General features: G+C 60.7%; 11 protein-coding genes. 3 read left to right on the plus strand and 8 right to left on the minus strand.

Annotated features, from left to right (window positions below; all coding sequences use genetic code 11):
* Nucleotides 1–5: 5 nt before the first annotated feature.
* From I5S59_RS02380 to I5S59_RS02410, 7 genes are all read right to left on the minus strand, one after another.
* Entirely contained in the window at nt 6–1,625 is a 1,620-nt protein-coding gene (locus I5S59_RS02380) for an EAL domain-containing protein (protein ID WP_197875240.1), read from the minus strand.
* A 78-nt stretch (nt 1,626–1,703) separates the two neighbouring features.
* Complete coding sequence (locus I5S59_RS02385) at nt 1,704–2,477, minus strand: N-acetylmuramoyl-L-alanine amidase (RefSeq protein WP_197875241.1); 774 nt, start codon at nt 2,475–2,477, stop codon at nt 1,704–1,706.
* Between the two features lie 61 nt (nt 2,478–2,538).
* A complete protein-coding gene (locus I5S59_RS02390; RefSeq protein ID WP_197875242.1) occupies nt 2,539–4,494 on the minus strand; it encodes a sensor domain-containing diguanylate cyclase in 1,956 nt (651 codons plus the stop codon).
* Nucleotides 4,495–4,522: 28 nt separating this feature from the next.
* Nucleotides 4,523–5,377, minus strand: coding sequence for an endonuclease/exonuclease/phosphatase family protein (locus I5S59_RS02395; RefSeq protein WP_197875243.1), 855 nt, complete (start codon nt 5,375–5,377; stop codon nt 4,523–4,525).
* Nucleotides 5,378–5,389: 12 nt separating this feature from the next.
* Nucleotides 5,390–6,022, minus strand: coding sequence for a thiol:disulfide interchange protein DsbA/DsbL (gene dsbA, locus I5S59_RS02400; protein ID WP_197875244.1), 633 nt, complete (start codon nt 6,020–6,022; stop codon nt 5,390–5,392).
* Between the two features lie 173 nt (nt 6,023–6,195).
* On the minus strand, nt 6,196–6,813 hold the full coding sequence (locus tag I5S59_RS02405; RefSeq protein WP_197875245.1) for a c-type cytochrome: 618 nt from the start codon (nt 6,811–6,813) through the stop codon (nt 6,196–6,198).
* Nucleotides 6,814–6,846: 33 nt separating this feature from the next.
* Nucleotides 6,847–7,149 carry a c-type cytochrome gene (locus I5S59_RS02410; RefSeq protein WP_197875246.1) on the minus strand — a complete coding sequence of 101 codons (303 nt, stop codon included), beginning with the start codon at nt 7,147–7,149 and terminating at the stop codon, nt 6,847–6,849.
* 192 nt (nt 7,150–7,341) lie between these two features.
* Between I5S59_RS02410 and yihA the strand changes: the two genes are divergently transcribed.
* Nucleotides 7,342–7,974 carry a ribosome biogenesis GTP-binding protein YihA/YsxC gene (gene yihA / locus I5S59_RS02415; protein WP_128322093.1) on the plus strand — a complete coding sequence of 211 codons (633 nt, stop codon included), beginning with the start codon at nt 7,342–7,344 and terminating at the stop codon, nt 7,972–7,974.
* A gap of 302 nt (nt 7,975–8,276) precedes the next feature.
* Here the strand turns inward: yihA and polA are convergent, their stop codons facing one another.
* A complete protein-coding gene (gene polA / locus I5S59_RS02420; protein WP_197875247.1) occupies nt 8,277–11,039 on the minus strand; it encodes a DNA polymerase I in 2,763 nt (920 codons plus the stop codon).
* Between the two features lie 74 nt (nt 11,040–11,113).
* On the opposite strand from polA, the gene I5S59_RS02425 reads away from it, so the two are divergent.
* Nucleotides 11,114–11,404 (plus strand): DUF2782 domain-containing protein, encoded by a 291-nt coding sequence (locus tag I5S59_RS02425; protein ID WP_128322091.1) that lies wholly within the window; start codon nt 11,114–11,116, stop codon nt 11,402–11,404.
* A 64-nt stretch (nt 11,405–11,468) separates the two neighbouring features.
* On the plus strand, nt 11,469–12,419 hold the full coding sequence (locus I5S59_RS02430) for a homoserine kinase (protein WP_197875248.1): 951 nt from the start codon (nt 11,469–11,471) through the stop codon (nt 12,417–12,419).
* The last annotated feature ends 180 nt before the right edge of the window (nt 12,420–12,599 follow it).

Here is a 12,599-nt window from a genome sequence, read left to right on the forward strand (position 1 = left end):
CCGTATCACGCCTCATCATCGAGTCGCCGCGGCGTCATGCGTCGGCCCCGGGTAATCAGCTCGACAAATTGTCGGGCACTCAAGGGGTGGGCGAACAGCCAGCCCTGACCGTAATTCACCCCTTCGCTGTTGAGCAGCATGGCCTGGTTCTCAAACTCGATACCCTCGGCAATCACCCGCAACTGCAGGGCATGCGCCATGCGGATGATGTGCGGCGCCACACCGCTGCTGGCCGCGTCATGCCCCAGCGCATCAATGAAGGCCTTGTCGATTTTCAGGCAGTCCACGGGCAGCGTCTGCAGATAGGCCAGGCTGCAATAGCCGGTGCCAAAATCGTCGATCAGCACTTGATGGCCGACTGCGCGCAACGCTTGCAGGTTATCGCGGGCGACCACCACGTCGATCAGGCCACGCTCGGTAACCTCAAAGGCGATCTGGCTGGCAGCTACATGGTGCAACGCCAGCAGCCGTGCGGCCACCGGGCCTATCCTCGGCACCATGACATCGCACGCAGCGAGGTTGACGGAGATATAGAGTTGCCGGTTGGCACGCAATACCTGGCCCAGCTGCTCAAGCACGCGTTGCAAGACAAAATCGGTGATCTGCCGGATCTGGCCGGTATTTTCTGCCAACGGGATAAACAGATCCGGGCTGGTCAAGGTACCATCCGGCCGCCGCCAGCGCACCAGGGCCTCAGCTCCAACGCAGCGTCGGCTATTGAGCTCGAAGATTGGCTGATACAGCACCTGCAACTCACCCCGACGCAACGCACCTTGCAGCTCTGAACTCATCGAGCGGTGCTGACGGACCAGTTGCAGTACCAGCCAGCCAATACACCACGCCAGCACCAGGCTGCCAGGGAACAATAGCCAAAGCACACCGTTCATCTTCAACGGCAGGCTGGCACGCGGGGCAATCAACACCAGTTGATAATCCGGCGACTTGGTCGGCATGCGGTAGATCAGGCGATCAGGCAGCTCCAGCAACGCATCCAGGGATTTGGGCGGCCAGTGGCTGGAAGGCGGCCAGGCCTGGGGTGGCCCCAGCACCGGTACCGCACGCGCGCCGTTGTCCAGCACCACCAGCAGGCTGCCATTGGGCGGAAGATCGACGACATCGGTCAAATGCCCACGGGACGTCGACACCAGAAACTTGCCTCGCCCCAGCATCAGTGCGGCGAGGTTGTCATCCGGTTCGGTGGTGGTGTTGAGCCAGTAGCTGTAGGTCGGCCCCTGAATGTCCGGGGCCCGCAACGGGTTGATGGTGCGCTGGCCAATGCGATTGGAACAGGCAAGCGTGCCATCGACGTAGGCCGCCTCATACACAAAGCGGTAGCTGAACCCCACATACTGGAGCACCTTGAGCATTTCGGTGCTACAGCCACGCAGGGGTTGAGCCTGGAGTTCGTCGACACCTTCGCGCAGCTGCCCGAAAATCTGCTCCAGGCGCTCAAGAAAACGCTCGCCCTTCGCGTTCATCTGCTCGCTTTCACTTACCTGTACCTGGTGCATCGCCACACCGATACTGGCCAGCAGCAATAGGATTGCGCTGGCCGAAGCCGCGAGTGTGGCCAATAACCAGGGACGATAGAGCAAGTGGCGCAGCACGGATAAGGCAGCTGACATCAAGTAACATCCAGTTGAATACCAAGAGGTATAGCAACTGTCGGACAAGTCAGCCTGGCCGTTTGGCGGCGCCGGTGATCAACGACTGTTGAGCACCTGCAGCATCGCCGCCGTTTGTGCGTCAGGTACCCCGTCAAAACGCTGGGGCCGGAAGCGCATCTGGAAGGCGGCCAGCACATGCTTGGTGCTGACGTCGTAGACGCCGGTCTGCTCAATGGCATAACCAAATCGCGCCAACTGCTGCTGATACCAGGTGATGCTCGGCGGGTTTACGTTGAACCGCGCCTGCTGCTGGGCCACCGCCCGCGCATCCGGCCAGACGCCCAGGCCGGCATCCGCCAGTCGCTTCCAGGGGAACAACGGGCCCGGATCGAGCTTGCGCAACGGTGCGATGTCGCTGTGGCCGATGATGTAGCGAGGCGCGATATTGTTACGCTTGACGATGTCTTTGAGCAGCACGATCAGCGCCTGGATCTGCTCTTCGGTATAGGGATGCCAGACCCGGCCGTTCGGCGAGTCGGTAAAGCCCGGATTGACGATCTCGATGCCGATGGAACTGGAGTTGAGCCAGGTACGGCCATCCCACTGGCTGTCACCGGCATGCCAGGCGCGACGACTTTCGTCGACCAGTTGATAGACGGTCGCCGGCGAATCACCGATCAGGTAATGGGCGCTCACTTCGCCATGCGTCAGCAACGACAACGAACGCTCAAGCGAGGCATTGGTGTAGTGCAGGACAACGAACTGGATACGGCTGTCCTGATTGACCGAAGGGTGGCTGCGGTCGATCCGCAGGCCACTGCTGCAGCCTGCCAGGGTCAGTAGCAGCAGCGCAGTAAAAAAGGCTTTCATCGGGTAGGGCACATGTGGTGATCTGTAATGCAATAGCATAACGTATCCTCCTTGTTGCCACTCAGCCCTGTTCGATCCGATTTCTACCCAGATGTTTCGCGCGATACAGGGCTTCATCAGCGCGCTTGAGCACCACGTCGCTACGCTCCCCGGAGCGAAATGCACTGATGCCGATCGACAGGGTGATGGTGACCCGCTCGCCTTTGAAATGGAACGGGCAGGCCTCAATCGCCGCCCGCAAGGCTTCGGCCAACTGACAACCGGCCGCCATCCCGGTCTGCGGGATCAGCAAGACAAACTCCTCGCCGCCGAAACGGGCAATGAAATCCCGCGTTCGCAGGCGCTTTCTCAGCACGTTGGCGACAATTTTCAGTACCTTGTCGCCAGCCTGATGGCCATAGCTGTCGTTGATCCGCTTGAAATGATCAAGGTCGAGGATGGCCATCAGCAAATGCCCACCCTGTTCCTGCCACTGCTGCACTTCCTGGTCCACGCGCTCTGACCAGGCCGCTCGATTGGGCAGACCGGTAAGCGGATCGATCAAGGCTTTTTGCCGTTGCTCTTCCAGGTGTTCACGATAGCCCATGGCTTCCTGCTCCATGCTGGCTACCCGTTCAGCCAGGCCTTGAAGGCGACTGGCCATTTCCTGTTCGCGCTGATCACGCTGCTGCTGGTGCTCATCCATCGTGCCCAGCAGGCCTTCGAGGCGGTTTTCCAGAATATGCTTGAGGCTGCCCAGGTCAGCAGCACCTTGCACGCTGCTTTGCAGCCCATCGACCTGCTCGCGCAACTGGCTGTCGAGGTGGCGGGCGGCCGTGCTGTTGTCCGCGTGCCCTTCGCTGGCTTCCTGCAAGTGACTCTGAAACGATTCCAGCCGCTCGTTGAGTTGCTGCAGGTACTCTTCGAATTCGTGCTGGCCACTGTCGTTGATGGCCAACATGAGGACGGCCAGGTCGTCGAGTACCGGCAGCAGTTCATACCAGTTCAGGCCATGTTCCAGGCGCTCACGCACATGCTGCGCCTGGGCTTTGTGCCGCTCTGGAAAGTTCAGGTCGTCGAGCAACCCCAGCAGGGTTTCTTCGATGTGCGCGGCGACTGAACTGTAGCTTGGCTCAGTGCCATCGGGCAGGGCATAGTGGATCGACTCTTCCAGCAGCTCGGCGGCGTGCTCCGGTGCCTCGGACGGGGCTTCTGCTACCGACGCCTGCGGCCCAGGCGCTTGCAGTTCAGCCTCGGGCGCCTGCGCCGGTTCGCTCGCCGCCGGCTCAAGGCTAATCTGTTCCGCTTCGGCTTCGGCTTCGGCTTCGGCTTCGGCTTCGGCAACAAGAGTCTCAGGTTCAGCCTCAATCAGCGGCTGCAATTCATCGACATCCACCGGCTCATCACGGGCAACAGCGGGTTCGGCAGACGCCACGGGTGGAGGCGCTGCAACAGCACTCGACAACACCTGCGCCTCACCTGCCAACACCGGCTGCAACCCCTCGGCTTCCAGCTCCCTGCCACCAAACAGACGCTGCAGCAGACCGGGGCGTTGTGCCGCTTCTGGCCGCTCCAGTGCCGCCAGCGCCTGGCCCTGCAAGCCACTGAGCTCGCCCAGCAACAATGGCATTTCCCGTGACTGAGTGGCCCGCGAATCCAGTTGCTTGGCGAACTTCTTCAACGGACGACTGACATCGCTGGGCAATGGCAGGCTTTGTAACTGGCTTACCAGCGAATTCAGCGCGGTGCTGACCTGGCCAATACGCGTTTCACGACGTTGTTCGGAATCCAGTACTGCTTTTTCCAGGCGTGGAATAAGCCCCGCCAGCGCCGCGTCCATGTTGTCGGTACGAATGACCTCGCGCATTTCCTTCATGCACTGGTCCACGGCGCGGTCGCTGCCTTCAGCCGCCAGGGTGCTGCGCACCAGGCCACGGCGCAACAAGTCGAGCCGCGCTTCCCAACGGCGCTCGAGCTTCTCTTGCTGTTCGATACTCTTGAGGTATTTTTCTTTCCAGCGCTGGGCTTCGTCGGTCATGCCTGGGTCCACAAAGGGGTGATGGCAATTAGCTCAAAGCGGGCAGCGTATCCACAGCGAGAGCTTCAGGCAAACGAATCTCAACTGCGACCGGAAGATGATCGGAAATGGGCTGGGCCAGCACCTCGACCCGCTCCAGGGTCAGGCTCGGGCTGAGCAGAATATGATCAAGGCAACGCTGTGGCCGCCAGCTGGGGAAGGTGGCTTGCACTTGAGGCGCAATCAGGCCGAGGTCGCGCAGGGGCGAATGCTCGAGCAAGTCGGTGGCATGCGTGTTCATGTCGCCCATCAACACCTGGTGCCGATAGCCGCCGATCAGTTCGCGGATATAGGCCAGTTGCAGGGCACGGGTCTTGGAGCCTAGCGCCAGGTGCATCATGACCACCACCAGCGCATCTTCACCCTCGCCAAAACGCACGAGAATGGCACCGCGGCCGGCCGGGCCGGGCAGCGGGTGATCTTCAAGCAGTTGCGGCTTGAGGCGGCTGAGTACACCGTTGCTGTGCTGGGCAAAACGCCCCAGGTTACGGTTCAGCTGCTGGTACCAGTAAGGAAAGGCGCCCAACTGGGCCAGGTGTTCGACCTGATTGATGTAGCCGGAGCGCAGGCTGCCACCATCGGCTTCCTGCAGTGCCACCAGGTCGAAATCGCCGAGCAGCGAGCCGATCTTCTGCAGGTTGCCGGCACGACCGTTGTGCGGCAGCAGGTGTTGCCAGCTCTTGGTCAGGTAATGCCGGTAACGCTCAGTGCTGATGCCCACCTGGATGTTGAAACTGAGCAGGCGCAGCCGCCCATCCTCTGGCAGGCCGTTAGCCTGCAGGTGATGTTCGTTGACCCGCGGATCGTGCAGGCCAACGCCTCGCTCAGCTTTCCAGCGGCGCATGGTGGTCGCCGCTTACTTGGCGGCGCGCTCCTTGGCGATCAGCTGGTCGGCAACGTCCAGGACGCCTTCAGGACCGCCTGCGCTGCCCAGGTCGAAGCGGTACTTGCCGTTGACCACCAGGCTAGGAACGCCGGTGATCTCATATTTCTTGGCAAGCTCTTTGGCCTGCTTTACCTGACCTTTGATGGCAAAGGAGTTGAAGGTGGACAGGAACTTGTCCTTGTCGACACCCTGGGTCGCCAGGAAATCGGCCATGTCTTCAGGCTTGGTCAGTTGCTTGCGCTGGTTCTGGATGGCGTCGAATACCGCCGCATGGACCTTGTGCTCAACACCCATGGATTCCAGGGTCAGGAACATCTGGCCGTGGGCATCCCAAGGGCCGCCGAACATGGCAGGCACGCGCTTGAAGTTGACGTCGGCCGGCAGCTTGTCCGCCCATGGATTGATGGTCGGTTCGAAGTGATAGCAGTGCGGGCAGCCGTACCAGAACAGCTCAACCACTTCGATCTTGCCAGGCACCGACACCGGAACCGGGTTGCTCAGCTCGATATACTGCTTGCCGGCTTCGATAGGCTCCGCGGCCTGGGCGGTCATACCGAATACGCTGGCAGCCACCAGCGCAGCGCTGAGAATCAGTTTACGCATGCTTCACTCCTGAGCAGTCAATTTGGTCGCCTCTACGCGACCTGCCGTGAGACAGGTCGAAGCGGGCCCGAGTTCGTTAGTGTAACGGCAGCGGGCATAAAAAAGGGTGGCCCAAGCCACCCTTTTCATCATTACGCCGCAGTATTAACCCAGCGTTAACGTTGCCACCGGGATCAGTGCAGACCCTGGATGTAGCTGGACAGTGCTTCGATGTCCTTGTTGCTCAACTTGGCGGCGATGGTACGCATGGTGGTGGCATCACCATCGTTGGTACGGTTGCCTTCACGGAAGTCGGTCAGCTGCTTGGCCACGTAGGTTGCATGCTGGCCGCCCAGGTGCGGGAAGCCCGCCAGGGCGATGCCGGCACCGTTTGGAGAGTGGCAACCGGTGCAGGCTGGCAGGCCCTTGTCGATGTCACCACCGCGAAACAGTGCTTCGCCCCGCTCTACCAGTTTCGGATCAGCAGCACCCACGCTGCCTTTCTGGCTGGAGAAGTACGCGGCAATGTCGGCCAGGTCCTGATCGCTGAAGGCTGCGAGCATACCGGTCATTTCCAGTACGGTGCGCTTGCCCGACTTGATGTCGTGAAGCTGTTTCTCCAGGTACCGCTCACCCTGGCCGGCAAGTTTCGGGAAGTTCGGCGCCATGCTGTTGCCGTCCGGATTATGACACGCGCCACATACAGCAGTTTTGGCCTGACCAGCCGCGGCATCGCCTGTAAGATTGCCTGCGGCATTGGCTACACCGGTGACGCCCAAGGTCAACAGCAGACTCACGAGTAGTTTGTTCATCAGCTAATCCAACTACGGCTAAGGGTGAAAGAGTTATGTATCGGGACTCCGGCTCATCCACTGGATGATCGCCTGATAGTCCTCGGCACTGCAGTCCATGCACAATCCACGCGGCGGCATAGCCTTGAAACCCTGTGTGACATGCTTCACCAGCGTCTCCATCCCCTGCGCCAGCCGTGGCTCCCACGCCGCCTGGTCACCCGGTTGCGGCGCCTGCGGTAGCTGTCCGGCATGGCAAGCGACACATGCTCGCTTGTACACTGCCTGGGGATCCTGTGTAGCCTGAGCGCTGAAAAACGGTATCAAGACACCTAGAGCAAGCAGCCATTTCGTCATACGAACGACCTTTCAGGGTTGGCGGTTGCACTGCGTTCTACCGCGCAAGCTTGATTCAACCGCCCTCGTGCACATCCTCCTACGCTGGGATAATGCGCACACAAAAACTGGGGCATTATATACTCCCGTTACTGAAACGGAAACGACACCGCTTGCCGAGACGCCCTCGTGCAACGCCCAACCGGATAAACCATGCAAGTCAAAAACCCCATCCTCGGTCTCTGCCAACAGGCCAAATTCGCTCTCAGCGCTGCCAAGGTCGACCAGTGCCCGGAAGACCAGGGTTATGAAGTAGCCTTCGCCGGCCGCTCCAACGCCGGCAAGTCCAGCGCGCTGAATACCTTGACCCACGCCAGCCTGGCCCGTACCTCGAAAACTCCGGGACGCACCCAGCTGTTGAATTTCTTCAGTCTGGACGATGAACGGCGTTTGGTCGACTTGCCGGGCTACGGATATGCAAAAGTTCCTATTCCGCTCAAGCAACACTGGCAAAAGCACCTGGAGGCCTACCTGGGCAGCCGTGAGTGCCTCAAGGGCCTGATCCTGATGATGGACGTGCGCCATCCGATGACCGACTTCGACAAAATGATGCTCGATTGGTCGCAGGCCGCCGGCATGCCGATGCATATCCTGCTGACCAAGGCCGACAAGCTGACCTTCGGCGCGGCCAAGAACACCTTGCTCAAGGTGCAGTCGGAAATCCGCAAAGGCTGGGGTGATGCGGTGACCATCCAGCTGTTCTCGGCACCAAAACGCCAAGGCCTGGAAGAGGCCTACGGTGTGCTGGCGAACTGGATGGAACTGCCTGACAAGCCCGCAGAATAAGGGCTGCCCGGCAAACGCCGGGCAAAAAAAACCCCGGACTTCGTATGGGGAGGGGGAAGTTCGGGGTCCAAGTTCCGGACCGCTAGGGCGGGGTCCAGATATCTGCCAACACTTAACACAACATAGGAGCATCGAAGGGCTTCACCAGCCATTCAGTTACTCTGAGTCGTGGTTCACCGGTTTAGTTCCGAAGGTTTAGAAACTATTTGCGATAACGCAAAAAAACTTCATTTAGCCCGCTTATAAACGCAGAGAAAGCCGCGACGATATGCCGCAACGTTTCCCTGCATTTAGCTGCTTTTTTAGTGAGCTTCGTCCCAGTTCGCCCCTGTTCCGACCTCAACCAGCAGCGGCACATCCAATTGGGCCGCATTGCTCATGTGCGGACGAATTTGTTCCTTCACCTGCTCAAGCAAATCCTCGCGAACCTCCAGAACCAGTTCGTCGTGTACCTGCAGGATCACGCGGGCATCAAGGCCCGAGTCGGTCAGCCAGTTATCCACAGCAACCATGGCGCGCTTGATGATGTCTGCCGCCGTCCCCTGCATCGGTGCGTTGATCGCCGTGCGTTCCGCGCCCTTGCGCAAGGCCGGGTTCTTCGCATTGATCTCCGGCAGGTACAGCCGACGCCCGAACAGGGTCTCGACAAAGCCTTGCTCGGCGGCTTGCGCGCGGGTGCGCTCCATGTAGGCCAGCACCCCTGGGTAGCGGGCGAAATAGCGATCGATATAAGCCTGTGACTGTTTGCGGTCGACACCGATCTGTTTCGCCAGACCAAAGGCACTCATGCCGTAGATCAGGCCAAAGTTGATCGCCTTGGCACTGCGCCGCTGGTCGGTGGTGACATCCGCCAGGTCGACCCCAAAGACTTCGGCCGCCGTGGCCCGGTGCACGTCCAGGTCGTTGCGGAAGGCATGCAGCAGCCCTTCGTCCTTGGCCAGGTGGGCCATGATGCGCAGTTCGATCTGCGAGTAGTCCGCTGCCAGCAGCTTGTAGCCGGGCGCTGCAATGAACGCCTGACGAATCCTGCGGCCTTCGGCGGTACGGATCGGGATGTTCTGCAGGTTCGGATCACTGGATGACAAACGGCCAGTCGCCGCCACAGCCTGCTGGTAGGAGGTGTGGATACGTCCGGTACGCGGGTTGATCTGCTCCGGCAAGCGGTCGGTATAGGTGCTTTTGAGCTTGCTCAGCGAGCGGTACTGCATCAGCACCTTGGGCAGCGGGAACTCCATCTCGGCCAGTTCCGCCAGCACTGCTTCAGCCGTGGACGCCTGGCCCTTGGCAGTCTTGTTGAGCACCGGCATACCGAGTTTTTCGTAAAGGATCACCCCCAGCTGCTTGGGCGAACCGAGGTTGAACGCTTCACCAGCGATGTCGAAGGCTTCGCGCTCCAGCTGCACCAGCTTCTCGCCCAGTTCGACACTCTGGATGCCGAGCAGGTTGGCATCCACCAAGGCGCCCTGACGCTCGATCTTCGCCAGTACGGGCACCAGCGGCATCTCGATATCGGTCAGTACCGGCAGGACGCTAGGCGTCTTCGCCAGTTTCTGTTGCAGCGCCTGGTGCAGGCGCAGAGTGACGTCGGCGTCCTCGGCGGCATAGGGGCCGGCCTGTTCCAGGTTGATCTGGTCGAAGGTCAGCTGCTTGGCGCCCTTGCCGGCGATGTCGGTAAAACCGATCGTGGTGTGGTTCAGGTACTTGAGCGCCAGGCTGTCCATGTCGTGACGGGTAGCCGTCGAATCGAGCACATAGGATTCAAGCATGGTGTCGTACGCCACGCCCTGCATCTGAATGCCGTTGGCGATATCGCCGCCGATGGCGCAGTTGGCGAGGATGTTCATGTCGTACTTGGCGTTCTGCCCGACCTTGAGCTTTTTCGGGTCTTCGAGCAGCGGTTTCAGCGCCAGCAGTACCGTGTCGCGATCCAGTTGCTCAGGCACGCCCATGTACGTGTGGGTCAGCGGCACATAAGCGGCCTCGTGGGCCTGCACGGCGAACGACAGGCCAACCAGCTGCGCTTGCTGTGCATCCAGGCCGGTGGTCTCGGTATCGAAGGCGAACAGCGGCGCGTTACGCAGCTTTTCCAGCCAGACGTCGAAGCGGGCCTGGTCAAGGATGGTTTCGTACTTGGCTTCGACGACCGCCTCAGGCTCGTCAGCGACGATCTCCTGCCCGGCCCGCTTGGCCTCGCGCTGCACCTCATCGATCCAGCTCTTGAATTCCATCTCGGTGTACAGCTCAAGCAACGCCTCACGGTCCGGCTCGCCGCAGACCAGCTCATCGACTTGCACGTCCAGCGGCACATCAATCTTGATGGTCGCCAGTTCGTAGGAAAGGAAGGCGGCATCACGGTGTTCTTCGAGCTTTGCCGGCAAGGTCTTGGCGCCACGAATGGCCAGGCCGGGAACCTTGTCGAGGTTCTCGTACAGCTCGCGCAGACCACCGCCGATGCCAGTGAGCAGACCCACGGCAGTCTTTTCGCCAACACCGGGTACGCCCGGGATGTTGTCGACCTTGTCGCCCATCAGGGCGAGAAAATCGATGATGTGCTCAGGGCCGACGCCGAATTTCTCATGGACGCCCGGCACATCCAGCACGGTGCCGGTCATGGTATTGACCAGGGTAATGTGGCCATCCACCAGCTGGGCCATGTCCTTGTCGCCGGTGGAAATCACCACCGGGCGCCCGGCAGCGGCGCTGCTGCGGGCGAGGGTGCCGATCACGTCGTCGGCTTCGACGCCTTCGACACACAGAAGCGGGTACCCCAGCGCGCGGACGCTGGCGTGCAACGGCTCGATCTGCACCCGCAGATCGTCCGGCATGCTCGGCCGGTTGGCCTTGTACTCGGCAAACATTTCGTCGCGGAACGTGCCGCCCTTGGCATCGAAGACAACCGCGAACAAACTGTCCGGGTACTGCTTGCGCAGGCTCTTGAGCATGTTCAGCACGCCTTTGACTGCACCGGTCGGCATGCCCTTGGACGTAGTCAGCGGCGGCAGCGCATGAAAGGCGCGATAGAGGTATGAGGAACCGTCCACCAGGACGAGGGGAGCTTGGCTCATGAGCAGAATCAACCTTTTCGACGGGCCCGGCGCTAGAATGTCCGGAACATTGACGACAAAGGGACAAGGTTATCATGCGTACACTAAATCGCCTGTTGCTGCTCAGCCTGTTGGCAGTCACGCCGGTCGTCGCGCTGGCAGCGGATGACGCACCAACGGCCGAACCCGATGTAACCATTCGCCAGGAAGGCGATAAAACCATTCAGGAATACCGCCAGAATGGCTTTTTGTACGCAATCAAGGTCACCCCGAAAGGGGGCAAGCCTTATTTCCTGGTGCGCGCCGATGGTACGGAGGAAAACTATATCCGCTCCGACCAGCCGAACATGCTGATTCCGTCGTGGAAAATCTTCGAGTGGAAATAAGCCGTACCTTTCCTATCAACCCGGCACTTCCCAGTAGAAGTGCCCGTATGGGCAATTTTTGATCATGTCAGTCTTCACCCCCCTGACCCGGCCTGAGCTGGAAACTTTTCTGGCGCCGTATGGCCTGGGTCGCCTGCGGGACTTCCAGGGCATCGCCGCCGGTACCGAGAACAGCAACTTCTTTGTCAGCCTGGAGCAGGGGGAGTACGTGCTGACGCTGGTCGAACGTGGCCCGATTCAGGACCTGCCGTTCTTCATCGAGTTGCTCGACGTGCTGCACGAGGCCGACCTGCCGGTGCCTTACGCCCTGCGCGGGAATGATGGCGTGGCCCTGCGCGAGCTGGCCGGCAAACCGGCGTTGCTGCAGCCACGCCTGCCGGGCAAACACATCAAGGACGTCAACAACCAGCACTGTGTGCAGATCGGCGAGCTGCTCGGCCACTTGCACCTGGCCACGCGCGACAAGGTCCTGGAGCGCAAGACTGACCGCGGCCTGGACTGGATGCTGGAGACCGGCGCCGAGCTCATGCCGCGCCTGGCCCCGGAGCAGCAGGCATTGCTACAGGGCTGCCTGGACGAAATCGCCGAGCACAAGGCGCAGATCATGGCCCTGCCACGGGCTAACCTGCATGCCGACCTGTTCCGCGACAACGTGCTGTTCGAAGGCACGCACCTGACCGGCCTCATCGACTTCTACAACGCCTGTTCGGGCCCGATGCTCTACGACCTGGCGATCACCCTGAATGACTGGTGCTGCGACGACGCCGGCCACATCGATGCGCCACGAGCACGTGCACTGCTGGGTGCCTATGCGTCGCTGCGGCCGTTCACCTCGGCGGAAGCGCAGGTGTGGCCGGTGATGTTGCGCATCGCCTGCGTGCGCTTCTGGCTGTCGCGTCTGATCGCCGCAGAGTCGTTTGCCGGAATGGACGTATTGATCCACGATCCGGCAGATTTCGAAGTGCGCCTGGCAGCGCGCCAGCAGGTGAGCATCGCCTTGCCGTTTGCCTTGTAACCAGGCTTGGCCCCGGGGGCTGCTGTGCAGCCCATCGCCGGCGCTGCCGGCTCCCACAATGATTCGCATGTGGGAGCTGGCGCAGCCTGCGATCGAGCGCGAAGCGGTCGCAATCCGGAACCGAAATATCAAGTGCTATTAACCCAGCGCCCAACCGGTCTGAGACAACTATCCTGCACG

The organism is Pseudomonas alkylphenolica (assembly GCF_016009175.1).
GTDB lineage: Bacteria > Pseudomonadota > Gammaproteobacteria > Pseudomonadales > Pseudomonadaceae > Aquipseudomonas > Aquipseudomonas alkylphenolica_B.